Origin of the sequence: Pseudomonas fluorescens, from assembly GCF_001708445.1 — a bacterium.
In the GTDB taxonomy this organism is placed as follows: Bacteria; Pseudomonadota; Gammaproteobacteria; order Pseudomonadales; family Pseudomonadaceae; genus Aquipseudomonas; species Aquipseudomonas gorinensis.
On the sequence record NZ_CP015637.1, the window covers coordinates 5,048,462 to 5,069,896 of the forward strand.

20 protein-coding genes and 4 tRNA genes are annotated in these 21,435 nt (G+C 58.5%); 8 read left to right on the forward strand and 16 right to left on the reverse strand.

Features of this window, described 5'->3' with window-relative positions; genetic code table 11:
* Window positions 1–358: 358 nt before the first annotated feature.
* The gene (locus tag A7317_RS22395; protein WP_024076982.1) at window positions 359–3,256 is read left to right on the forward strand and encodes a ribonucleoside-diphosphate reductase subunit alpha; all 2,898 of its coding nucleotides are present in this window, start codon (window positions 359–361) and stop codon (window positions 3,254–3,256) included.
* 307 nt (window positions 3,257–3,563) lie between these two features.
* On the opposite strand, the gene flgE is transcribed toward A7317_RS22395, so the two are convergent.
* The 6 genes from flgE to A7317_RS22425 all read right to left on the reverse strand — a co-directional run bounded on the left by flgE (window position 3,564) and on the right by A7317_RS22425 (window position 8,609).
* Window positions 3,564–4,880, reverse strand: a complete 1,317-nt coding sequence (gene flgE, locus A7317_RS22400) for a flagellar hook protein FlgE (RefSeq protein ID WP_069076855.1) — start codon at window positions 4,878–4,880, stop codon at window positions 3,564–3,566.
* A 31-nt stretch (window positions 4,881–4,911) separates the two neighbouring features.
* The gene (flgD, locus tag A7317_RS22405; protein WP_069076856.1) at window positions 4,912–5,637 is read right to left on the reverse strand and encodes a flagellar hook assembly protein FlgD; all 726 of its coding nucleotides are present in this window, start codon (window positions 5,635–5,637) and stop codon (window positions 4,912–4,914) included.
* 16 nt (window positions 5,638–5,653) lie between these two features.
* Complete coding sequence (gene flgC, locus A7317_RS22410; RefSeq protein WP_024076985.1) at window positions 5,654–6,097, reverse strand: flagellar basal body rod protein FlgC; 444 nt, start codon at window positions 6,095–6,097, stop codon at window positions 5,654–5,656.
* A gap of 3 nt (window positions 6,098–6,100) precedes the next feature.
* Entirely contained in the window at window positions 6,101–6,508 is a 408-nt protein-coding gene (gene flgB, locus A7317_RS22415) for a flagellar basal body rod protein FlgB (RefSeq protein ID WP_003175633.1), read from the reverse strand.
* A gap of 297 nt (window positions 6,509–6,805) precedes the next feature.
* The gene (cheR, locus tag A7317_RS22420) at window positions 6,806–7,633 is read right to left on the reverse strand and encodes a protein-glutamate O-methyltransferase CheR (RefSeq protein ID WP_024076986.1); all 828 of its coding nucleotides are present in this window, start codon (window positions 7,631–7,633) and stop codon (window positions 6,806–6,808) included.
* Window positions 7,634–7,676: 43 nt separating this feature from the next.
* Entirely contained in the window at window positions 7,677–8,609 is a 933-nt protein-coding gene (locus A7317_RS22425; RefSeq protein WP_024076987.1) for a chemotaxis protein CheV, read from the reverse strand.
* A gap of 81 nt (window positions 8,610–8,690) precedes the next feature.
* On the opposite strand from A7317_RS22425, the gene flgA reads away from it, so the two are divergent.
* The 4 genes from flgA to A7317_RS22445 all read left to right on the forward strand — a co-directional run bounded on the left by flgA (window position 8,691) and on the right by A7317_RS22445 (window position 11,286).
* Window positions 8,691–9,455, forward strand: coding sequence for a flagellar basal body P-ring formation chaperone FlgA (gene flgA, locus A7317_RS22430; protein WP_069076857.1), 765 nt, complete (start codon window positions 8,691–8,693; stop codon window positions 9,453–9,455).
* Window positions 9,456–9,598: 143 nt separating this feature from the next.
* On the forward strand, window positions 9,599–9,922 hold the full coding sequence (gene flgM, locus A7317_RS22435; protein ID WP_024076989.1) for a flagellar biosynthesis anti-sigma factor FlgM: 324 nt from the start codon (window positions 9,599–9,601) through the stop codon (window positions 9,920–9,922).
* 47 nt (window positions 9,923–9,969) lie between these two features.
* A complete protein-coding gene (locus tag A7317_RS22440; protein WP_024076990.1) occupies window positions 9,970–10,440 on the forward strand; it encodes a flagella synthesis protein FlgN in 471 nt (156 codons plus the stop codon).
* 96 nt (window positions 10,441–10,536) lie between these two features.
* Window positions 10,537–11,286 carry a flagellar brake protein gene (locus tag A7317_RS22445; RefSeq protein ID WP_024076991.1) on the forward strand — a complete coding sequence of 250 codons (750 nt, stop codon included), beginning with the start codon at window positions 10,537–10,539 and terminating at the stop codon, window positions 11,284–11,286.
* Between the two features lie 60 nt (window positions 11,287–11,346).
* Here A7317_RS22445 and A7317_RS22450 read toward each other — a convergent pair whose 3' ends face one another.
* Window positions 11,347–12,738, reverse strand: coding sequence for an MFS transporter (locus A7317_RS22450; protein ID WP_024076992.1), 1,392 nt, complete (start codon window positions 12,736–12,738; stop codon window positions 11,347–11,349).
* 286 nt (window positions 12,739–13,024) lie between these two features.
* A tRNA-Arg gene (locus A7317_RS22455) sits at window positions 13,025–13,101 on the reverse strand.
* 328 nt (window positions 13,102–13,429) lie between these two features.
* Here A7317_RS22455 and A7317_RS22460 point away from each other — a divergent pair.
* Together A7317_RS22460 and A7317_RS22465 are read left to right on the forward strand one after the other, a co-directional pair.
* A complete protein-coding gene (locus tag A7317_RS22460; RefSeq protein WP_069076858.1) occupies window positions 13,430–13,660 on the forward strand; it encodes a hypothetical protein in 231 nt (76 codons plus the stop codon).
* A 10-nt stretch (window positions 13,661–13,670) separates the two neighbouring features.
* Window positions 13,671–13,850: a PA3371 family protein gene (locus tag A7317_RS22465; protein ID WP_069076859.1), complete on the forward strand. Its 180-nt coding sequence runs from the start codon at window positions 13,671–13,673 to the stop codon at window positions 13,848–13,850.
* Between the two features lie 99 nt (window positions 13,851–13,949).
* Here A7317_RS22465 and A7317_RS31205 read toward each other — a convergent pair whose 3' ends face one another.
* Window positions 13,950–14,135, reverse strand: a complete 186-nt coding sequence (locus A7317_RS31205) for a hypothetical protein (protein WP_081329241.1) — start codon at window positions 14,133–14,135, stop codon at window positions 13,950–13,952.
* A 109-nt stretch (window positions 14,136–14,244) separates the two neighbouring features.
* On the opposite strand from A7317_RS31205, the gene A7317_RS22470 reads away from it, so the two are divergent.
* Complete coding sequence (locus A7317_RS22470; protein ID WP_024076996.1) at window positions 14,245–14,571, forward strand: Arc family DNA-binding protein; 327 nt, start codon at window positions 14,245–14,247, stop codon at window positions 14,569–14,571.
* A gap of 141 nt (window positions 14,572–14,712) precedes the next feature.
* Here A7317_RS22470 and mgtE read toward each other — a convergent pair whose 3' ends face one another.
* The 7 genes from mgtE to alaS form a co-directional block, all read right to left on the reverse strand.
* Complete coding sequence (gene mgtE / locus A7317_RS22475) at window positions 14,713–16,155, reverse strand: magnesium transporter (RefSeq protein WP_069076860.1); 1,443 nt, start codon at window positions 16,153–16,155, stop codon at window positions 14,713–14,715.
* A 339-nt stretch (window positions 16,156–16,494) separates the two neighbouring features.
* Window positions 16,495–16,571, reverse strand: a tRNA-Arg gene (locus A7317_RS22480).
* A gap of 72 nt (window positions 16,572–16,643) precedes the next feature.
* Window positions 16,644–16,720: transfer RNA gene (locus tag A7317_RS22485), tRNA-Arg, on the reverse strand.
* 108 nt (window positions 16,721–16,828) lie between these two features.
* Window positions 16,829–16,919: transfer RNA gene (locus tag A7317_RS22490), tRNA-Ser, on the reverse strand.
* 62 nt (window positions 16,920–16,981) lie between these two features.
* On the reverse strand, window positions 16,982–17,170 hold the full coding sequence (gene csrA / locus A7317_RS22495) for a carbon storage regulator CsrA (RefSeq protein ID WP_003175645.1): 189 nt from the start codon (window positions 17,168–17,170) through the stop codon (window positions 16,982–16,984).
* A 175-nt stretch (window positions 17,171–17,345) separates the two neighbouring features.
* Window positions 17,346–18,587, reverse strand: a complete 1,242-nt coding sequence (locus tag A7317_RS22500; RefSeq protein WP_069076861.1) for an aspartate kinase — start codon at window positions 18,585–18,587, stop codon at window positions 17,346–17,348.
* 97 nt (window positions 18,588–18,684) lie between these two features.
* Window positions 18,685–21,303 (reverse strand): alanine--tRNA ligase, encoded by a 2,619-nt coding sequence (alaS, locus tag A7317_RS22505; RefSeq protein WP_069076862.1) that lies wholly within the window; start codon window positions 21,301–21,303, stop codon window positions 18,685–18,687.
* Window positions 21,304–21,435: the final 132 nt, after the last annotated feature.

The following is a 21,435-nucleotide window of genomic DNA, read 5'->3' on the forward strand; positions in this document are numbered from 1 at the left end:
CCCAACACAAATCAGACGAGAAACTCAAGCCCTTTCTTGCTCCTGTTTGGTCTGACCCCTGGATTATTTGAAAGCCCAAACCGCTCAAGCGGATGGCAACCGTTTTCAAGCTCCAACAGCGCAAAACGGTACGGGTGTTGCAGTGCTTGAACCTGGCAACTGTCACCCACTAGGAATACGGCGAAGGGCCTTTGAGCCCCGAACCGAAGACTTCGGCATGGAAGCGGCGCAAACAGCTCCCTTCCTCCTGTCCCGAAGTTGTTATGCCAGGCCCAGGCCTGCTGTAAGTGCTTCAGGACGGAACGGTGGGCACCGTGATGGTGCCCAAATAAATATAGAAATGTGGAGACAACCCCCCATGCAAACCGACACAACTCGCGAGAACCCGCAGGGCTCCGTGCCGCAGGCCGCTGATTCGAATATGGATCTGTCCGCCACTGCACCTGGCCAACTGCGCGTGATCAAGCGTAACGGCACTGTCGTTCCTTACACCGATGACAAAATCACCGTCGCCATCACCAAAGCGTTTCTTGCAGTTGAAGGCGGCACCGCTGCTGCCTCGTCGCGCATCCATGACACCGTTGCCCGCCTGACCGAACAAGTCACCGCGACCTTCAAGCGTCGCATGCCGTCGGGCGGCACCATCCACATCGAAGAAATCCAGGACCAGGTCGAACTGGCCCTGATGCGTGCCGGCGAGCAGAAAGTGGCCCGCGACTATGTGATCTACCGTGACTCACGCGCCAAGGAACGTGCCGTGCGCGCCCCTGCCGCCGATGCCGCCGTACAGGCGCACCCGTCGATCCGCATCACCCTGGCCGACGGTACCTTTGCACCGCTGGACCTGGGCCGCCTGAACACCATCGTCACCGAAGCCTGCGAAGGCCTGGAAGAAGTCGACGGTGACCTGATCCAGCGCGAAACCCTGAAGAACCTGTACGACGGCGTGGCCCTGACCGACGTCAACACCGCCCTGGTGATGACCGCCCGTACCCTGGTTGAACGCGAGCCGAACTACTCGTTCGTGACCGCGCGCCTGCTGATGGACACCCTGCGTGCGGAAGGCCTGGGCTTCCTCGGCGTGGCCGAGAGCGCCACCCACCACGAGATGGCCGACCTGTACGCCAAGGCCCTGCCGGCCTACATCGCCAAGGGTATCGAATACGAATTGCTGAACCCGGTCCTGGCCACCTTCGACCTGGAAAAACTCGGCAAGGCGATCAACCACGAACGCGACCAGCAGTTTACCTACCTGGGCCTGCAGACCCTGTACGACCGTTACTTCATCCACAAGGACGGTATCCGCTTCGAATTGCCGCAAGTGTTCTTCATGCGCGTGGCCATGGGCCTGGCGATCGAAGAAAAGCATAAAGAAGACCGTGCGATCGAGTTCTACAACCTGCTGTCGTCCTTCGACTACATGTCGTCGACCCCGACCCTGTTCAACGCCGGCACCCTGCGTCCACAGCTGTCGAGCTGCTACCTGACCACCGTGCCGGATGACCTGTCGGGCATCTACCATGCGATCCACGACAACGCCATGCTGTCCAAATTCGCTGGCGGCCTGGGCAACGACTGGACGCCAGTGCGTGCACTGGGTTCGTACATCAAGGGCACCAACGGCAAGTCCCAGGGCGTTGTACCGTTCCTGAAAGTGGTGAACGACACCGCCGTCGCCGTGAACCAGGGTGGCAAGCGCAAAGGCGCTGTGTGTGCCTACCTGGAAACCTGGCACATGGACATTGAAGAGTTCATCGAGCTGCGCAAGAACACGGGCGATGACCGTCGTCGTACCCACGACATGAACACCGCCAACTGGATCCCTGACCTGTTCATGAAGCGTGTCTTCGATGACGGCAAATGGACCCTGTTCTCGCCCTCCGAAGTGCCGGACCTGCACGACCTGACCGGCAAGGCCTTCGAAGAACGCTACGAGTACTACGAAGCCCTCACCGAGTACCCAGGCAAGGTCAAGCTGTTCAAGACCATCCAGGCCAAGGACCTGTGGCGCAAAATGCTGTCCATGCTGTTCGAAACCGGCCACCCATGGCTGACCTTCAAGGACCCATGCAACCTGCGCAGCCCGCAGCAGCACGTGGGCGTGGTCCACAGCTCGAACCTGTGCACCGAGATCACCTTGAACACCAACAAGGACGAGATCGCCGTTTGCAACCTGGGCTCGATCAACCTGCCGAACCACATCGTCAACGGCAAGCTGGACACCGCCAAGCTGGAGCGCACCGTCAACACCGCCGTACGCATGCTCGATAACGTTATCGACATCAACTACTACTCGGTGCCACAGGCGCAGAACTCCAACTTCAAGCACCGTCCAGTCGGCCTGGGCATCATGGGCTTCCAGGACGCGCTGTACCTGCAGCACATTCCTTACGGTTCGGATGCAGCGGTCGAGTTCGCCGACAAGTCCATGGAAGCGGTCAGCTACTACGCGATCCAGGCTTCCTGCGACCTGGCCGACGAGCGCGGCGCCTACGAGACGTTCCAGGGTTCGCTGTGGTCCAAGGGCATCCTGCCGCTGGATTCGCAACAGATCCTGATCGAGCAACGCGGCCAGAAGTACATCGACGTTGACCTGAACGAATCCCTGGACTGGGCGCCGGTACGTGCCCGTGTGCAGAAAGGTATTCGTAACTCCAACATCATGGCCATCGCACCGACCGCGACCATCGCCAACATTACTGGCGTATCGCAGTCGATCGAACCGACCTACCAGAACCTGTATGTGAAATCGAACCTGTCGGGCGAATTCACCGTGATCAACCCGTACCTGGTTCGCGACCTGAAAGCCCGTGGCCTGTGGGACTCGGTGATGATCAACGACCTGAAGTACTACGACGGTTCCGTGCAGCAGATCGAACGCATCCCGCAAGAACTCAAAGAGCTCTACGCGACCGCTTTCGAAGTGGACACCAAGTGGATCGTTGACGCCGCCAGCCGTCGTCAGAAGTGGATCGACCAGGCTCAGTCGCTGAACCTGTACATCGCCGGCGCATCGGGCAAGAAGCTGGACGTGACCTACCGCATGGCGTGGTACCGTGGCCTGAAAACCACTTACTACCTCCGTGCCCTGGCCGCGACCAGCACCGAGAAGTCGACCATCAACACCGGCAAGCTGAACGCGGTTTCCAGCGGCGGCAACCACGGTGATGACTCGGTGCTCGCAGCGCCAGCCGGCCCGGCCCCCGTGCCAAAGGCCTGCGCGATCGACGAGCCGGATTGCGAAGCCTGCCAATAAGCTGAGCCGCTCCTGGGCTTGAACGCCCCGGATTGAAAAAGCCCGATAGACCCCGACTGCATAGGGTTTATCGGGCTTTTTGGTTTCCTCATGTCCCCCCCCCCCGCTGGGCACCTCCAGACGAACGCCACATACCCGCCCTGCACTTGACTGGTGAGCCCACCGGCCCCTGACCTGATCAGTGGCGAGGCGGATATGGTGCACGCCTCATACGCGTTTTACGCATCGTTACTTGCGTCACGGCATGTTTTCCTGCGCCCACAAAAAAGCCCCTCTTGCGAGGGGCTTCTTGTGGAGCATGACCGCATCAGGTCATCTGGATGATGGTCTGCATGATGGTGCTCTGGGTGGAGATGGTCTTGGCGTTCGCCTGATAGTTGCTCTGGGCCTTGATCAGGTCCACCAGCTCGTTGGTCAGGTTGACGTTGGAGTTCTCCAGGGAGTTGGCCACGATCGAACCCAGCGTACCGGATTGCGGTGCGTCGTAACCCGGCTGGCCCGAGGCGAACGTCTCTCTCCAGGCGGTGCCGCCGGATGGCTGCAGGCCCTGCTCGTTGTTGAAGCTGGCCAGAGAGATCTGGCCGATGGCCTTGCTCTGCTGGTTACTGAAGGTGGCGAACAGCACACCGCTGCCGTCGATCTTCAAGCCGGTGATCTGGCCAGTGGCATAACCGTCGGTGACCGGCGGGTTACGGTAGCTGGCCGAGTTGTACTGGGTGATGTTGGCCATGTTGACGGCAATACCGCCAGCGTTGGCCGCTGCACCGTTAGGCGTCCAGACACCATTGACCAGGCCGCCCGGCTTCCAGTTGGAAATAGTCAGGGTGGTATTGGACACGGTGGCTGGCGGGGTGACGATCCCGGTGAGCTTGCCGGCGGTGTCAAACGACAACGTCGAGGCTACGGGCGCCGTGGAACCGGTGCCGCTGATCGGGGTGCCGTCAGGGTTACGCCCGTCAATCAGGGTGTAGGAGTTCCAGGTGTTGGAACCGGTTTTCACCAGGTACTGCACCATAGGATGCGCATTGCCCTGCGTATCGTAGAGCGTGGTGGAGTATTGAGTGTTGAAGCTGTCCGTCTTGGTCGGATCAAAGGGGTGCAACGTCTGATCGATCGGCAGCTCGGACGAGTTCAGGTTACTGGTGGAGTCCACCTTGCTCGAAGCCTTCGGCGGCAGGTTCGACAGGTTCAATTGCAGGTCGGTCAGGCCGCCCTTGATGATCTTGCCGTCAGCATCCGCCGCATAACCCTGCAGGCGCGAGGTACCGGTGTTGTTGGTGATGTAGCCGTCCTTGTCCGCACGGAAGGCGCCGCTGCGGGTGTACTCCAGCGAGCCGTCGGTACCCTTCTGCACGAAGAAGCCGCCGCCCTGGATCGCCATGTCCAGGATGCCGCCACTGTTGTTGACGTCGCCCTGGGTGAACTGCTGGGACACTGCCGCCAGGTTCACACCGTTGCCGATGCTGTTCTGGCCGGTACCCAGTTTGGAGGCCGCGTAGATATCCGCGAATTCCGCACGGGACGATTTGAAGCCAGTGGTCGCGACGTTGGCGATGTTGTTGCCGGTCACGTCCAGTTGTTTGTTGGCCGCATAGAGGCCGCTAAGGCCGATGTTAAAAGACATGTTTCTCTCCCTCTGCCGTATTTAGCCGGCTCTATGTACCGATAGTCTGAATTTGCGACAGCTTGATGCTGCCCATGCCGCCCGCCAGGTTCAGCAGCATTTCGCCGCCGGTCTGGCTCAGGGTCACGCTCGTTACCGTTGCCGGCAGCGACGTGGCCAGGGCAACCGCATCGCCCGCGTCGTTCTTGGTGGTGGCATTGAAGGTGTAGGTGCCGGCTGGGGCGACCGCGCCGTTGTCGTCCTTGCCATCCCAGATAAAGCTCTGGTTGCCGGCAGCCTGGGCGCCCATATCGAGGGTGCGCACCACGTTGCCGTCCTTGTCGGCGATCTTGACGGAGACGTTGCCCACCGCCGAAGTCACCGCCACCGAACCGGTCATGCTCTTGCTCGTGTCCACGGTGGACTTGTCGGTCTGGATGACCACCGAACGCCCTACCAGCGACGACGCTTGCAGTGCTTGCGACGAGCTGAAGTTGCTGGAGATCGCGTTGACCGAGTCGTTCAGGGTGTTGATGCCTTCCAGGCTGCTGAACTGAGCCAACTGCGCCACGAACGCACCATTGTCCTGGGGCGACAGCGGGTTCTGGTTTTTCAGCTGGGTCACCAGCAACTGCAGGAACGCGTCCTTGCCCAGCGACTGGCTGCCTGTCGCCGCCTTGGTAGCGCTGTTAAGACTGCTGTTGTCCGTTGCGGTCTTGACCTTGGAATTGAAAAGGTCCTGGACTGCCGAGTTGTTTGACGTATCAACGATGGCCATTATTTGGCGCCCCTTATCACTGACCCAGGGTCAGGACCTTCTGCATCATGGTTTTGGCGGTGTTCATCATTTCCGCGTTGGTCTGGAACGAGCGGCTGGCGGAAATCATGTCGGCCATCTCCTCGACCACGTTGACGTTGGGGTAGTAGACATAACCCTTTTCGTTCGCGGCGGGATGGTTAGGCTCGTAACGTGCTTCGAGGTTGCTCTGGTCTTCGACCACGCCGAGCACCTGCACACCCTGGCCGGCGGCGTCCTGGTTCTGGAACAGCGAATCGCTGCCGCCGCTCTGGCCGCCCTGGAACATGGTGGCAAATACCGGGTGGCGGGCGCGGTAGGTCTGGTCAATGCTCGAAGACACGGTCTCGGCGTTGGCGATGTTACTGGCGACGGTGTTGAGGCGCGTGGTTTGAGCGCTCATGCCACTACCGGCAATATTGAAAACACTGGACAGGGACATGGCTTACTCTCCACGCAGGGCTGACATCAGCCCTTTGAATTTGCTGTTGAGCAGGGTAAAGCTGGCCTGGAAGTTCACCGAGTTTTCGGCATAGGCCGATTGCTCCAGCTGGGCGTCGACGGTGTTCTGGTCGATGGATGGCTGCATCGGCGTGCGATACAGCAGCGACTCGTCACCACTGCTCAGGCCTTGCGCTTCAATATGACGGCTGTTGGTCATGTTCAAGGCGAAGGTGCCGTTCTTGGTCTTGTCCTGCTGTGCTGCGAGCACGGCGGAGAAGTCCAGGTCCCGAGCCTTGTAGTTCGGGGTATCGGCGTTGGCAATGTTGTTGGCCAGGACTTCGGCGCGCTGGGCGCGGAAGCCCAGGGCTTGTTCATGGATACCGAGCGCTTTATCGAAGCTGATGCTCATGGCGGAAACCTTTAGGCTGACCTGCTGTGCGTTAACAGGGTTATAGCAAGGTGCATGCCAATCTTGTGAAAGCCCGGATATCAAGGGGTTGCGGGGAGCTTGCCGACGGCAATGCCAGAAAAGCGGCAACCGTTTTCCGCGTGACGCCAGTAAAGCGGCAATGGGGAGTTGCCGCTTTCTTCAACTTTGCCGCAAAAAAAATGTAGGAGGGGGCTTGCCCCCGATAGCGGTGTATCAGTGATAGATACATCAACTGAACCACTGCTATCGGGGGCGAGCCCCCTCCCACATTCTTTATTACTTGGCCTGGTAGATGATCCCCGGGCTGCACTGCACCATCTGGAAATGATCGGGCAGGCCGTTCAACGCTTCGGATGCACCGAGGAACAGGTAACCGCCGCGCTTGAGGGTGCCGTGGATGCGCAGCAAGATGTCTTTCTTCACTTCGGCAGAGAAGTAGATCAGCACGTTGCGGCAGAACACTATGTCGAACTTGCCCAGGCTGGCGTAGCTGTCGAGCAGGTTGAACGAGCGAAACTCCACTCGGTTCTTGATCGGCGCCTTGACCGCCCAGCGCCCCGCCCCTTTCGGGTCGAAGTAACGTTGCAGGCGCTCCTGGGACAGGCCACGCCCCAGGGCCAGGCTGTCGTACTCGCCGGTCTTGCAGTTGGTGAGCATGGTGCCGGATAAATCCGTCGCCACAATTTGCGCACCGGCCTTCAGCTGGCCCATGTTGGTCCGCTCGAATTCATCGATGGTCATCGAGATCGAGTACGGTTCCTGCCCCGAAGAACAGGCTGCCGACCAGATGCGCAAGCGCTGGCCCGGGCTGGCCTTGATAGCCTCCGGCAACACTTTGCTCTTGAGCACCTCGAAGGGGTATGTATCGCGAAACCACAGGGTTTCGTTGGTGGTCATGGCATCGACCACCATTTCCTTGAGCCCACTGCGCGGCTGGCCCTGGATCCGCTGGACCAACTCACCCAGGGACTTGATGCCCTGCTGTTCCATCAGCTTGTTGAGACGGCTGGATACCAGGTATTGCTTGTTTTCACCAAGCAATATGCCACAGGCTTTTTCCAGGAAGACCCGGAACTGTTCGAAATCCAAATTACCCGTAGACAAAGATACCGCCTCTTAAATCGTGTGACCGCCAGGGAAAAAGCCCCTAGCCGTGATCTGCTGCCTTGATCCGGTCGACTACCCGGGATGCCAGGTCATCAGGGCGGAATTTGGCCAGAAAGTCGTCGGCACCGACCTTCTTGACCATCGCCTGATTGAATACGCCCGACAACGAAGTATGCAGGATGATATGCAATTTTTGCATGCGTGGATCGTTACGTATCTCAGCCGTGAGGGTGTAGCCGTCCATTTCCGGCATCTCGATGTCGGAGATCATCATCAAGAATTCTTCTTCCGGCTTCTTGCCTTCATCGACCAGCTTGCGCAGGTAATCCAACGCCTGGCGACCATCATTGAGCGCCACCACGTCCACGCCGACGGTTTGCAGGCAACGGGTCACCTGCTTACGCGCCACCGAAGAATCGTCCACCGTCAGTACGCGCAAGGAAATCGCCTTGTGCGCGGTATCGGCGTCCACCACACCGACCGAAATCGATTCAGAGGTGGGCGCCACTTCGGCGAGGATTTTCTCCACGTCGATAATTTCTACAAGCTGGTTGTCCACCCGCGTCACTGCCGTGAGGTAGTGATCGCGACCGGTGCCCTTGGGTGGCGGATGAATTTCTTCCCAGTTCATGTTGACGATGCGTTCCACCGAGCGCACCAGGAAACCCTGGGTCTTGGTGTTGTATTCGGTAATGATCACAAACGGGTTCTCGCGATCCTGCAGACCGGACGACCCTGTCGCCAAGGCCAGGTCAAGAATCGGGATGGTCGCGCCACGGATGTTGGCCACGCCACACACCACCGGACTGGACTTGGGCATGATCGTCAGCTTGGGGCACTGCAGCACTTCCCGCACTTTGAACACATTGATGCCGTATAGCTGCTTGCCGTCCAGACGAAACAGCAACAACTCCAGGCGATTCTGCCCTACCAGCTGTGTGCGCTGGTTTACTGAATCCATTACACCTGCCATGCCCAGACTCCTACGCTAAAACCTTCGGGGGTACGACGCGTACCCAATACTAAACGGCACGAGCTTTGCTATTTATTGGCTATGGACATTAAAACGACAGTTTCCCGACGCCTTCGCCTCCCACGCAGCCGCAGATTGCTCTGCGTCTCGATGGCGTTGCTTGCCTTGAGCCTGGGAACCACGGCCCGCGCAGATAACGTCACCTTGCCTGATCTACTTATCGGCGTCACTCAAGGCTTTCTTGAGTTCACTGTAGAAGATTATCTGGCGACCACCCAGACACCTGGGCGCTATGAAATCCAGGTCAACCAGCTAGACCCGCGCTTGCGCATGCCAATGTGCGACAAGGAATTGACAGCGTCCCTGGAAAGCCCCGCACAGCCTATCGGCCGTGTGACGGTGAAGGTTCGCTGCGAGGGCGCCTCGCCCTGGACCGTGTTTGTGCCAGCGCAGGTCAAGTTGTTCCGCGATGTCGTGGTGGTGGTAAGACCGTTGAAACGCACTGGCATCATCGGTTTCGAGGACGTGGCCTTGCGTGAACGCGACATCAGTTTGATCAACCAGGGCTATCTGACGTCGGTCGATCAGGCCATCGGGCAGAAACTTACCCGACCAATGGTCACCGATCAGGTCATTACCCTGGTCCATCTGGAGCAGGCCGAGGTGGTTCGCAAGGGTGACCAGGTGGTAATTTCCGCGAGCAGCGGCGGTTTGAATGTGAAAATGCCGGGTGAAGCGCTGTCCAACGGAGGCATGAGTGAGCAGATACGCGTCAAGAACCTCAACTCCAATCGTGTCATCAAGGCACGGGTAACAGCCCCCGGACAAGTCGAGGTTGCTTTATAGATCACTGGAATAGGACGCCAGCTTTTCCTACACTGTGTGCCAGATGTTGCGCGTGCAGGTTTATTGTCAATCGAGCCTAAAGTTTGTCCGGGTATGGCCGAAAACATGGCAAGCGTCCAAATACCCAGAGGTTTTTAATTATCATGGTCATCGATTTCAGTCGTTTGAATAACTCCCCGGCATTGCCAGGCACTACGCGCACCAGCGGCACCAAGGACAGCGTAGAAGCCAAGGCCCAGCCTCTGCCTGCCAAGACAGAACAGGCCAGCGCCAGCCAAAGCGGGGAATCCGTACACCTGAGCAATGAGGCTCAACAGTTGCAGAAGGTCACTGACTCGCTGCGCGACCAACCTGTGGTCAATAAAGCCCGCGTGGCCGAATTGAAACAGGCTATCGCCGATGGCAGCTATAAAGTCGACAGCAACCGTGTAGCCAGCAAGCTGCTTAACTTCGAAGCCGAGCGCTAGGCAAAGGCCTGCGCAGGGCTTTTGGACGCTTAAAACCAAGGCCAGCCATGCACCACGACGAAACCTTGCTTCAACTGATCATTGATGATCTGGCGCCGACGCAACAATTGCTCGAGCTGCTGAAAGAAGAGACCCTGGCCCTCTACGGCCGGGATATGCCGCTGCTGGAAGATATCCTGGCGCGCAAACAGTCGCTGATTGTCCTGCTGGAACAGCATGGCAAGAAGCGCAGCCAGATTCTCACCAGCCTGGGCCTGCCCGCCGATCACGACGGCCTCGCCCAACTGGCCAGCCACTCCTCGGTCGGCGATCAACTGCTGGCCCAAAGCAAAGAACTCAACCAATTGCTCAGCCAGTGCCAGGAAGTCAACCTGCTCAACGGCCAGTCGATCCAGCTTCAGCAAGCTACGACCGCCAACCAGCTGCGTATACTCCACGGCGGTGAGCCACCGGCGCTGTACAACGCCCAAGGCTCTACCTCACGCTTGGTCAAACCAAGCACCCGCAGCCAAGCCTGACGCCCGTTTTCGGCACAGCCTATCCAAGGCCCGCCACATACTGGCAAAATGCCGGTTCTTGCGTGTAGTCGTATTTTGTCTGGAGATGGAAGAACCGTGTTCAACGCCCTTAATGCGGAAGATGCTCCGCAGCCACCCAAGGTGCTCACCACGCCTCTGGAAATCGCCGGCACCTTGCGAATGCTGCAAGAAAGCCATGATCCGCTGATCATCACCTTCCACGAACGCAGCCAGCGCTTCCAGAGCTACCTGGTCGATGTCGATCGGGACAGCAAGACCCTGGCCCTGGACGAAATGATCCCGCGTGACGGCGAACGCCACCTTGAGAATGGCGAACCCTTCCGCATCGAAGGCTTTCACGACGGCGTGCGCGTCGCCTGGGAAAGCAATGGCACCCTGACCATCAGCGAAAAAGATGGCCATCGCATCTACACCGGCGCCATGCCGGGCGAGGTGGTCTACCACCAGCGCCGCAATGCCTTCCGCGCGGCACTGAAGCTGGCCCAACTGGTCAATATCGAGCTGGGCGGCGAGAAACTCAAGGCCCCGGTCAGCGGCAAGCTGCTGGATATTTCCGCCACCGGCTGCAAATTGCGCTTCGAAGGCGATATCTCCGAACGCCTGCAGTTGGGCCAGGTCTACGATCGCTTTATCGCTGCCCTGCCGTTCGGCAGCATGACCACCTCCGTCGAGCTGCGTTACCTGCATTTCGAAGAGAAGATCAACACCACCTTCGCAGGCGTGCGCTTCCACAACATGAGCGGCCTGGTACAGCGCCAGGTCGAACGATTTGTGTATCAACTGCAACGCGAAGCGCGACGCTTCGACAAGGACGACGACTTCTAAGTGTTAAGATCGCGACAAAAAAACGGGCAGACCCCTTTCAGGATCTGCCCGTTTTTGCTTTCAGGGGCGTGCCCTGCTCAGGTCATGGGGGTGCTCATCCGGACCTATAGGTTCTGGCGGTCCTTCGAAAGGCGGCTCATCTGTCGGTGGTACCGAGTCGACTTCAGGCTCAGGCTCAGGCTCAGCAGCAGCTGTCTGCATCTGCTCTTGCACCACTTGCTCATCGACCCGCGGGTCAAGTGCAGCCACCAGCGGCGAACTGGACATGCTGTCAGGCATGGCCACGTGCTGCAGGGGCGCATCATCGACCTGATGCAGGTTGGTCACGGCTTTAGGACGGATACGCCACACCAGGATCAACGCACACAGGCTGAAAAACGCGTACAGCATCTGACTGCCAAATAGTTTCATCACCACGCCAGCCAGCAACGGCCCGATACTGGCGCCGACCCCGTAGGTCACCAGCAACATGGCTGTCAGCGATACCCGCCGATCACCTTCAACGTGATCGTTGGAAAACGCCACCGCCAGCGGGTACAGACAGAACTGCACCAACGAACACAGGAACCCGGCCACGAACAGCACCTCCAACGGCACCTTGCTCAGGATGGCCAACGGTAATGCCGCAACCGCCAGGCACAGGGCGAAGCAGCGAATCAACAACGCACGATCATAGCGATCCGACAGCCAGCCCAACGGCCACTGCACCACCAAACCGGCAAAAATGCAGCTACCCATGAACAGACCCACCTGCTCGGTGGTCAGCCCCTGCTGGGACGCATACAGCGGCGCCAAGCCGTAGAACGAGCCAACGATCAGCCCCGCCCCCAGCACCGTACTCAACGACTGCGGTACCCGCTTGATAAAGAAGCGCGGCTCCATCGGCGCCGGATGCAGCGGCGCCGGGTGAATACGCCGGGTCATGGCCACGGGTACCAGGCACAGGGCAAAGCACAGCGCCACCAGCATCAATAGCTCAAGGCCGAGCTGGGGATGCATCACCAGGATCAGTTGGCCCAACACCAGGCCCAGGTAGGACGCGATCATATAGCCACTGAACACCACGCCACGCTGCCTGGCGTCCGCCTGCTCGTTCAGCCAGCTTTCGATAACCATGTACTGGCACATCATCCCCAAGCCCACGATGACCCGCAGCACGATCCAGGCCGGCAGCCAGTCGATCAGGCCATGGCCCAGCACGGCTGCACCGACAATGCCCGCACAGGTGGCGTAGGCACGAATATGCCCCACCCGGCCAATCAGGCGATGCCCGATCTTGCCGCCCAGCACCAGGCCGAAATAGTTGGCTGCCATCAAGGCACCCACCCATAGGCTGTCGACATGGTCAGCCGCCAGGCGCAACGCGAGGTAAGTACTGAGCAGGCCGGAGCCGATCAGCATCATCAAGGAGGCGAAATAAAGGGCTCGAAAAGATTTCCAGATCTGGCGCATCGGCGTTCCGAGCGGCTCCTTGCAGTGAGGGTCAGGGCTACCGGCATGATAGTCCTGGGTTGTTGGGTCCGGACAGGCGCTACGCGCTGTTTCCGAGGATTATTTTGTTTAAATTGATTGGCAACAGCTCTGACGTTGCCGGGGGGCGTGCGAGGTACACCGTTAGCAAAAATACACGACGCACCTGCTGTGAACCTCGATCAGCGGCAAGGTTCGACCTGAGTTTGAAAAGACTCTACGCGCACAAAAAAGCCCCGCCAGCGTTCACTGTGCGGGGCTTTGAATCTGGTGTCCCAGGGCCGGTTCGAACGGCCAACCTTCCCCTTAGGAGGGGGATGCTCTATCCAATTGAGCTACTGGGACAAATGACAGCCGTCGCAGCGATGGGCGCTGCGACGGACGGCGTGCATGTTAACGGCCAAGGTCGGATTTGTCATGTCGTCCGTGGGCTTTTTGAGTGTAGGCGCATGCCTGCCAGAAAGAGCAGGGTTTCGCCTCGTAAAACCAGGGTTGCCGAAGCCATCGTGCAAAATGCACTACCCCAAAATGCCAGCATTGCAATTTGCAACCCTCAGCCCCCTAAAAATAGCCTCAAACCATTGATTTAATTGAAATAATAGTTTGGCACGGCATCTGCAATACTTCTTCGACAAAATCCAATTTGGCCCAGTCACCGACGGAGAACATGACCATGAACAGTGCCCTTCTGTTAGCCCTCAATACCGTGGCCCTGGCCGTATTGGTGATGTTCCACTTCCAGCAGTCGCCGACTACCGACGACGACGCCAAGGTGAGCCAGGCCATTCCACACCACCTGCAGCAACGCCCGCAATTGGCAGTGATGACGGCCAACCCGCAATCACCGGCTCGCCTGGCCCAGAGCACACAGGCAGCACCTGCATCCGAACACTGGGTATTCTGAGGAAGCCTTCATGTCCAAATCTGCCTGGCTGTTTCTGTGCCTGACCCTGGTAAGCGGGCTGCTTGGCCTGGAAACCTCCTCCCAAGACGGCCAAACCATCGCCTTCATCGCCAGCGCCATGTTCGCCGGATGCCTGGTTCTGACCCTGATTGTGGGCCGCCGGATCAAATTCGATCCCGTGCTGCGCTGAAGCATCGCTCGCCTGCGTTTCGCCCTACCTTATGTCGCCTCACCTAGTAAATCGGCAAATTGCCACTAGTCTTAAGATTAGGGGCAAAAGGCCACATTGCTATAGGATGTGCGCCCTCAAACCCTGTTGCGGCCTAGGCCTGCGGGAAGATCGCCGAATCTGATCTTCTGCAGGAAAGTTTTCCAACCAGTCCGCAAAAATGCAAATCAGTGCTGGCATAAAGCCTTTAGTCAGTTCAATATTTGTCACAGAATTGACGCCAAGGAACTGGCAAATCTGAGGCATGATGCGGCCTCTTTGCAATTCAGGTTGAACTTTGGTCGTGAGCCTTGTCTTAACACTCATCTTGCGGCCAATTCCAAAAACCGCTCCCCTGAACTAACCGGTTAAATATATGCGCCCATTGAAACAGGCAATTTATTCCAGCCGTACGGCTGACAAGTTCGTCGTACGTCTGCCAGACGGAATGCGGGAACGCATTGCCGAGGTGGCTCGCAATCATCACCGCAGCATGAACTCCGAAATCATCGCGCGCCTGGAACAGAGCCTTATTCAGGAAGGTGCGTTGGGTGAAGAGTTGAGCATGCGCCTGGACAGCCCAGAGCTGTCACTGCACGAACGCGAACTGCTGCAGCGTTTCCGTCAGCTCTCCCACCGCCAGCAAAATGCTCTCGTCTCACTTATTGCACACGATGTCGAGGCGGCCGCAGAAGCCGACTGATCTACCCCTGAAAGCCGAAGCCAGCCTTGTGCTGGCTTTTTTTTGCCTTGAATTTGGGAAGGGGATTATTGCTGGAGCAAACTGGCTTGCGCTGGAAGGGGAACAAGCCCCCTCACTACAACAAGCCAGCCAGGAAGGCGATCAAAGCAGGAAGATGGTTGCCAACCCCAGGAAGATGAAGAAACCACCACTGTCAGTCATGGCGGTAATCATCACGCTGGCGCCCATGGCAGGATCGCGCCCAAGGCGTGCCAGGGTCATGGGGATCAACACGCCCATGAGGGCAGCCAACAGCAGATTGAGGGTCATGGCGGCAGTCATCACCACCCCCAGGGACCAACTGCCATACAGCATGTAAGCCACAATACCAATCACCCCGCCCCACACCACGCCGTTGATCAGCGCTACCGCCAGCTCCTTGCGCATCAGGCGTGAGGTATTGCCGGTGTTCACCTGGTCCAGCGCCATGGCGCGCACGATCATGGTGATGGTCTGGTTGCCGGAGTTGCCGCCAATACCCGCTACGATCGGCATCAGTGCCGCCAAGGCCACCAATTTCTCGATAGAGCCTTCGAACAACCCGATCACCCTTGAAGCAATAAAAGCGGTAATCAGGTTGACGGCCAGCCAGGCCCAGCGGTTACGCAATGAACGCCAGACCGACGCAAAAATATCTTCCTCTTCACGCAGACCCGCCATGTTGAGGACTTCGGTTTCACTTTCCTCACGAATCAGGTCGACCATTTCATCGATGGTCAGACGACCGATCAGCTTGCCGTTCTTGTCGACCACCGGGGCAGAGATCAAGTCGTAGCGCTCGAACGCCTGGGCTGCATCGTAGGCATCTTCGTCCGGATGGAAACTCACCGGGTCGCTGGCCATGACATCGGCCACTTTCTTCTCTGGGTCGTTGACCAGCAGGCGCTTGATCGGCAGCACCCCCTTGAGAATGCCTTCGTAGTCGACCACGAAGAGCTTGTCGGTGTGGCCTGGCAGTTCTTTCAAGCGACGCAGATAACGCAATACCACTTCCAGGCTGACGTCTTCGCGGATGGTGACCATCTCGAAGTCCATCAGGGCGCCAACCTGATCCTCGTCATAGGACAACGCAGAGCGCACTCGCTCGCGTTGCTGGCCGTCGAGGGCCTCCATCAGCTCATGGACAACGTCACGGGGCAGCTCAGGCGCCAGGTCAGCCAGTTCGTCGGCGTCCATCTCCCTGGCTGCGGCCAGGAGCTCGTGATCGTCCATGTCGGCGATCAGGGTTTCGCGCACCGAATCGGATACTTCGAGGAGGATGTCGCCGTCGCGATCAGCCTTGACCAGTTGCCAGAGGGTCAGTCGATCGTCCAGCGGCAAGGCTTCAAGGATATAGGCGACGTCGGCAGAGTGCAGGTCATCGAGCTTGCGCTGCAATTCGACGAGGTTTTGCCGGTGAACCAGGTTTTCGACGCGGTCGTGATTCGGACCTTCCTGGCGGTGCGTGAGGTCTTCGACCACGCGCTGGCGCTGCAGCAGCTCGATGACTTGAGCCAGGCGATCCTGCAGGCTTTCTTGTGTTTTCTTTACTTCTACTTCGGTCATAGGCGAACTCCACTCCCAGCAGCGGGGCACGCCGGAAGGATCAATCAGTCAATTCATGATTGGTAAAACGGGATACTGAGTAACTACTGGGTAAGTCCATGGAGGTATTCCATAAGCCCCGGCGGGGCTGACGGGCGCAATGATACACCGCCCGGCCATTTTTAACGTCAAAAAACTGGAAAGAACAAGCGCTTGCGAGTCAAAGCTCAGCATTAGCCGCATCTATGAACTGCGACGACGCAGCCCGGGAGGAAAACACATGGGGCTGGAGAAAAAGAACACATTCCACATAAACCCCAGACGGCAAAAAGCCCGCACTAGGCGGGCTTTTTGTTTGTATGGTGCACTCGACAGGATTCGAACCTGTGACCGCTCGGTTCGTAGCCGAGTACTCTATCCAGCTGAGCTACGAGTGCAGATTGTGTTTTTAGACCAGATCACAACTGGTTGAAGCCGAACCACCTGCATTACTGCAACTGACTCTTAAATGGTGCACTCGACAGGATTCGAACCTGTGACCGCTCGGTTCGTAGCCGAGTACTCTATCCAGCTGAGCTACGAGTGCATTTGCTGCCGCGCATTATAGGCCGTTCAATCTCTATGTAAAGCGATTTTTTCGAGTAATTTCAACAACTTACCGATAAATCCAGATTGCAACGTACTAAGCAAATAATGGCGGAGAACGGGGGATTCGAACCCCCGACACCCTTTTGAGGTGTACTCCCTTAGCAGGGGAGCGCCTTCGGCCACTCGGCCAGCTCTCCGCAACACGGGGCGTATATTAACCACGTTCATCCCCGTTTGCAAACATAAAAAACGATAAAAATTAAAGGCTTGGTTCTTCGTCCTTCTCTTTCTTGATCCGCAGGTAGATTTCCTCGCGGTGGACCGCTACCTCTTTCGGAGCGTTAACCCCGATACGCACTTGATTGCCTTTGACGCCGAGCACGGTCACGGTGATTTCGCCATCACCAATAATCAGGCTTTCTGCGCAACGACGAGTCAGAATCAACATACCTTTCTCCTCACGCATTTCAGTTCAGGAACAACAGTCTGCAAAAAAAAGGCATTCGACCTACAACCAAAAGGCCGTAGCCCTACCTGCCTAAGTATTGTCGAGCACAGGTAAAAGAACATGGGCCCGACAAAAAAATGAAAGGCGCGGTAAACCGCGCCTTCCTGGCATTGCATCACTCGCCCTGTCGGGCCGGAGCGTCCAGCTCAAAAGCGGTATGCAGTGCGCGTACAGCCAGTTCCAGGTACTTCTCTTCAATCACCACCGAGACTTTGATTTCCGAGGTGGAGATCATCTGGATGTTGATGCTTTCCTTGGCCAGGGCCTCGAACATACGGCTGGCAACGCCGGCATGGGAACGCATGCCCACACCTACGATCGACACCTTGGCGATCTTGGTATCGCCGACCACTTCACGCGCGCCGATCTCGCTCGCGGTGTTCTGCAGGATACGTTCGGCCGCATCGTACTCGTTGCGGTGTACGGTGAAGGTGAAATCGGTGGTGTTATCGTGCGAAACGTTCTGCACGATCATATCGACTTCAATGTTCGCGCCGCTGATAGGCCCGAGGATCTTGAAAGCCACGCCCGGGGTGTCTGGCACGCCACGGATCGTCAGCTTGGCTTCATCGCGATTGAAGGCGATGCCGGAAATGATCGGCTGTTCCATGGATTCCTCTTCATCAATAGTAATAAGGGTGCCCGGACCCTCTTTGAAGCTGTGCAATACGCGCAGCGGAACGTTGTACTTGCCGGCGAATTCCACCGCGCGGATCTGCAACACCTTGGAACCGAGGCTGGCCATTTCCAGCATCTCTTCGAAGGTGATCTTGTCCAGGCGCTGGGCCACGGACACCACGCGCGGATCGGTGGTGTAGACGCCATCCACATCGGTGTAGATCTGGCATTCGTCAGCCTTCAGGGCTGCGGCCAGCGCTACGCCGGTGGTATCGGAACCGCCACGCCCGAGGGTGGTGATGTTGCCCTGCTCGTCAACGCCCTGGAAACCGGCGACAACCACGACACGCCCTTCCTTCAGATCAGTACGGATCTTCTGATCGTCGATCTGCAGGATACGCGCCTTGGTGTGCGCGCTGTCGGTGAGGATGCGCACCTGGCTACCAGTGTAGGACACCGCCGGCACGCCACGCTTGTTCAGCGCCATGGCCAGCAACGCAATGGTGACCTGCTCGCCGGTGGACACGATCACATCCAGCTCACGCGGCAGTGGTTGTTGATCGCCACTGATTGCCTTGGCCAGATCGATCAGGCGATTGGTCTCGCCGCTCATGGCGGACAGCACCACCACCAGGTCATCGCCGGCATCGCGGAATTTCTTAACCTTGTCGGCAACCTGCTCGATTCTTTCGACAGAACCGACCGAGGTACCTCCAAATTTCTGTACGATCAAAGCCATTTCTAAGCCGCCTCAGCCCGTAAAGGGGCGCCCAATAAACCAATCTTCCAGCAACCGAGCGAGCCCATGACTAGACCATGGGCCCGTTACCAGCGCCTTAAATACCTGCCTCGACAAACGGCACGGTCAGGGCCAGGGCCGCGTCCAGGGCACCAGCGTCTACACCACCGCCTTGCGCCATGTCCGGACGACCACCGCCCTTCCCGCCCACTGCCGCAGCGGCTTGCTTCATCAAATCACCGGCCTTGAGTTGACCGGTCAGGTCCTTGGTTACACCGGCAACCAGAACGACCTTATCCTCATGGACACTGCCGAGCAGGATCACTGCGCGGCCGAGCTTGTTCTTCAACTGATCGACCAAGGCCAACAACGCCTTGCCATCCTGACCGTCCAGGCGCGCTGCCAGGACTTTCACACCCTTGACGTCCAGGGCGGAAGCAGACAAATCGTCACCTGCCGCGCTGGCAGCCTTGGCTTGCAACTGCTCCAGCTGTTTCTCCAGCACGCGGTTGCGCTCGAGCACGGCCGACAGCTTGTCGATCAGATTGTCGCGGCTGCCCTTGACGAGCGTAGCCGCTTCCTTGAGTTGTTCTTCAGCCGCATTGAGATAGGCCAGGGCCGCAGCACCGGTCACCGCTTCGATACGACGTACGCCCGATGCCACACCGCCTTCGCTGATGATTTTCAGCAGGCCGATGTCGCCCGTACGGTTGGCGTGGATACCGCCACACAGTTCCACCGAGAAGCTGCCGCCCATGCTCAGTACACGTACGTTGTCGCCATACTTCTCGCCGAACAGCGCCATGGCCCCCTTGGCCTTGGCGGTCTCGATATCGGTTTCTTCGGTTTCCACCGGGGTGTTCTTGCGCACTTCGGCGTTGACGATGTCTTCCAGGGCCTTGATTTGCTCCGGCTTGATCGCTTCGAAGTGGCTGAAGTCGAAGCGCAGGCGCTGGCTGTCGACCAACGAGCCCTTCTGTTGGACGTGCTCGCCCAATACCTGGCGCAGTGCAGCATGCAGCAAGTGAGTGGCCGAGTGGTTCAGCGACGTGGCGTGACGCACATCGGCGTCTACCTGGGCGTCCACTGGCGAACCGACGATCAGGCTGCCCGACGCCAATACACCATGGTGCAGGAAGGCGCCGCCGGTCTTGGTGGTATCGCGCACATCAAAACGACCGGAGGACGCCTTGAGGAAACCGCAGTCGCCAATCTGGCCACCGGACTCGGCGTAGAACGGCGTCCGGTCCAGGACCACCACGCCGTCGTCACCTTCGTTCAAGACGTCGACCGACTGGCCGTCCTTGTACAGCGCAACGACCTTGGCCGCACCGCTGGTGGCCTTGTAGCCGGTAAATTCGGTGGCCACGTCAACCTTGACCAGGCTGTTGTAGTCCATGCCGAACGAGCTGGCGGAACGCGCGCGCACACGCTGGGCCTCCATCTCGCGCTCGAAGCCTGCCTCGTCCAGGGTCAGGTTACGCTCACGGGCGATGTCGCCGGTCAGGTCCATCGGGAAGCCGTAGGTGTCATAGAGCTTGAACACCACGTCGCCCGGCACCACGCTGCCTTGCAGGCCGGCGAGGTCTTGCTCGAGGATTTTCAGGCCCTGCTCCAGGGTCTTGGCGAACTGCTCTTCTTCAGCCTTGAGCACGCGCTCGATGTGCGCCTGGTTCTGCTTGAGTTCCGGGAATGCATCGCCCATCTCGGCAACCAGGGCCGCGACGATCTGGTAGAAGAAGCTACCGCTGGCGCCCAACTTGTTGCCGTGACGGCAAGCGCGACGAATGATACGGCGCAGCACGTAGCCACGGCCTTCGTTGGACGGCAGCACGCCGTCGGCAATCAGGAAGCCGCAGGAACGGATGTGGTCAGCCACCACTTTCAACGACGCCTGGTCTTCATTGGCGCAACCAATGGCCTTCGCAGCCGCGGCCAGCAGGCTCTGGAACAGGTCGATTTCGTAGTTGGAATGAACGTGCTGCATCACCGCACTGATCCGCTCCAGGCCCATGCCGGTATCTACCGACGGCGCTGGCAACGGATGCAACACACCATCGGCGGTGCGGTTGAACTGCATGAACACGTTGTTCCAGATTTCGATGTAACGGTCACCGTCTTCTTCCGGCGAACCCGGTGGGCCACCCCAGATATCGGCGCCGTGATCGTAGAAAATCTCGGTGCAAGGACCGCACGGGCCGGTATCGCCCATGGTCCAGAAGTTGTCGGAGGCGTACGGCGCGCCTTTGTTGTCGCCGATACGCACCATGCGCTCAGGCGGCACCCCGACTTGCTTGGTCCAGATGTCGTAAGCCTCGTCATCGCTGGCGTAGACGGTGACCCAGAGCTTTTCCTTCGGCAGTTTCAGTACGCCGGTCAGGAAGGTCCAGGCGAAGTTGATCGCATCCTGCTTGAAATAATCGCCAAAGCTGAAGTTGCCGAGCATTTCGAAAAAAGTGTGGTGACGGGCGGTGTAGCCGACGTTTTCCAGGTCGTTGTGCTTACCACCGGCGCGCACGCACTTCTGGCTGCTGACGGCACGGGTGTAGGCGCGTTTTTCCTGGCCCAGGAAGCAGTCCTTGAACTGGTTCATCCCCGCGTTGGTGAACAGCAGGGTGGGGTCGTTGCCTGGGATCAAGGAGCTGGAGGCGACACGGGTGTGACCTTGCTCTTCGAAGAAGCGAAGGAAGGCTTCACGGATTTCTGCGCTTTTCATTAGGTTCTTCCACGGAGTCTGCGGCCAAAGGCCAGTGCGCAACATCATCAGACGGAGCGACGGCAAAGGGCCGCATTATATCGGCCCTTTGCCGGTGGTACAGCGTGTTTATGTGATAGAAACAGTCAATTA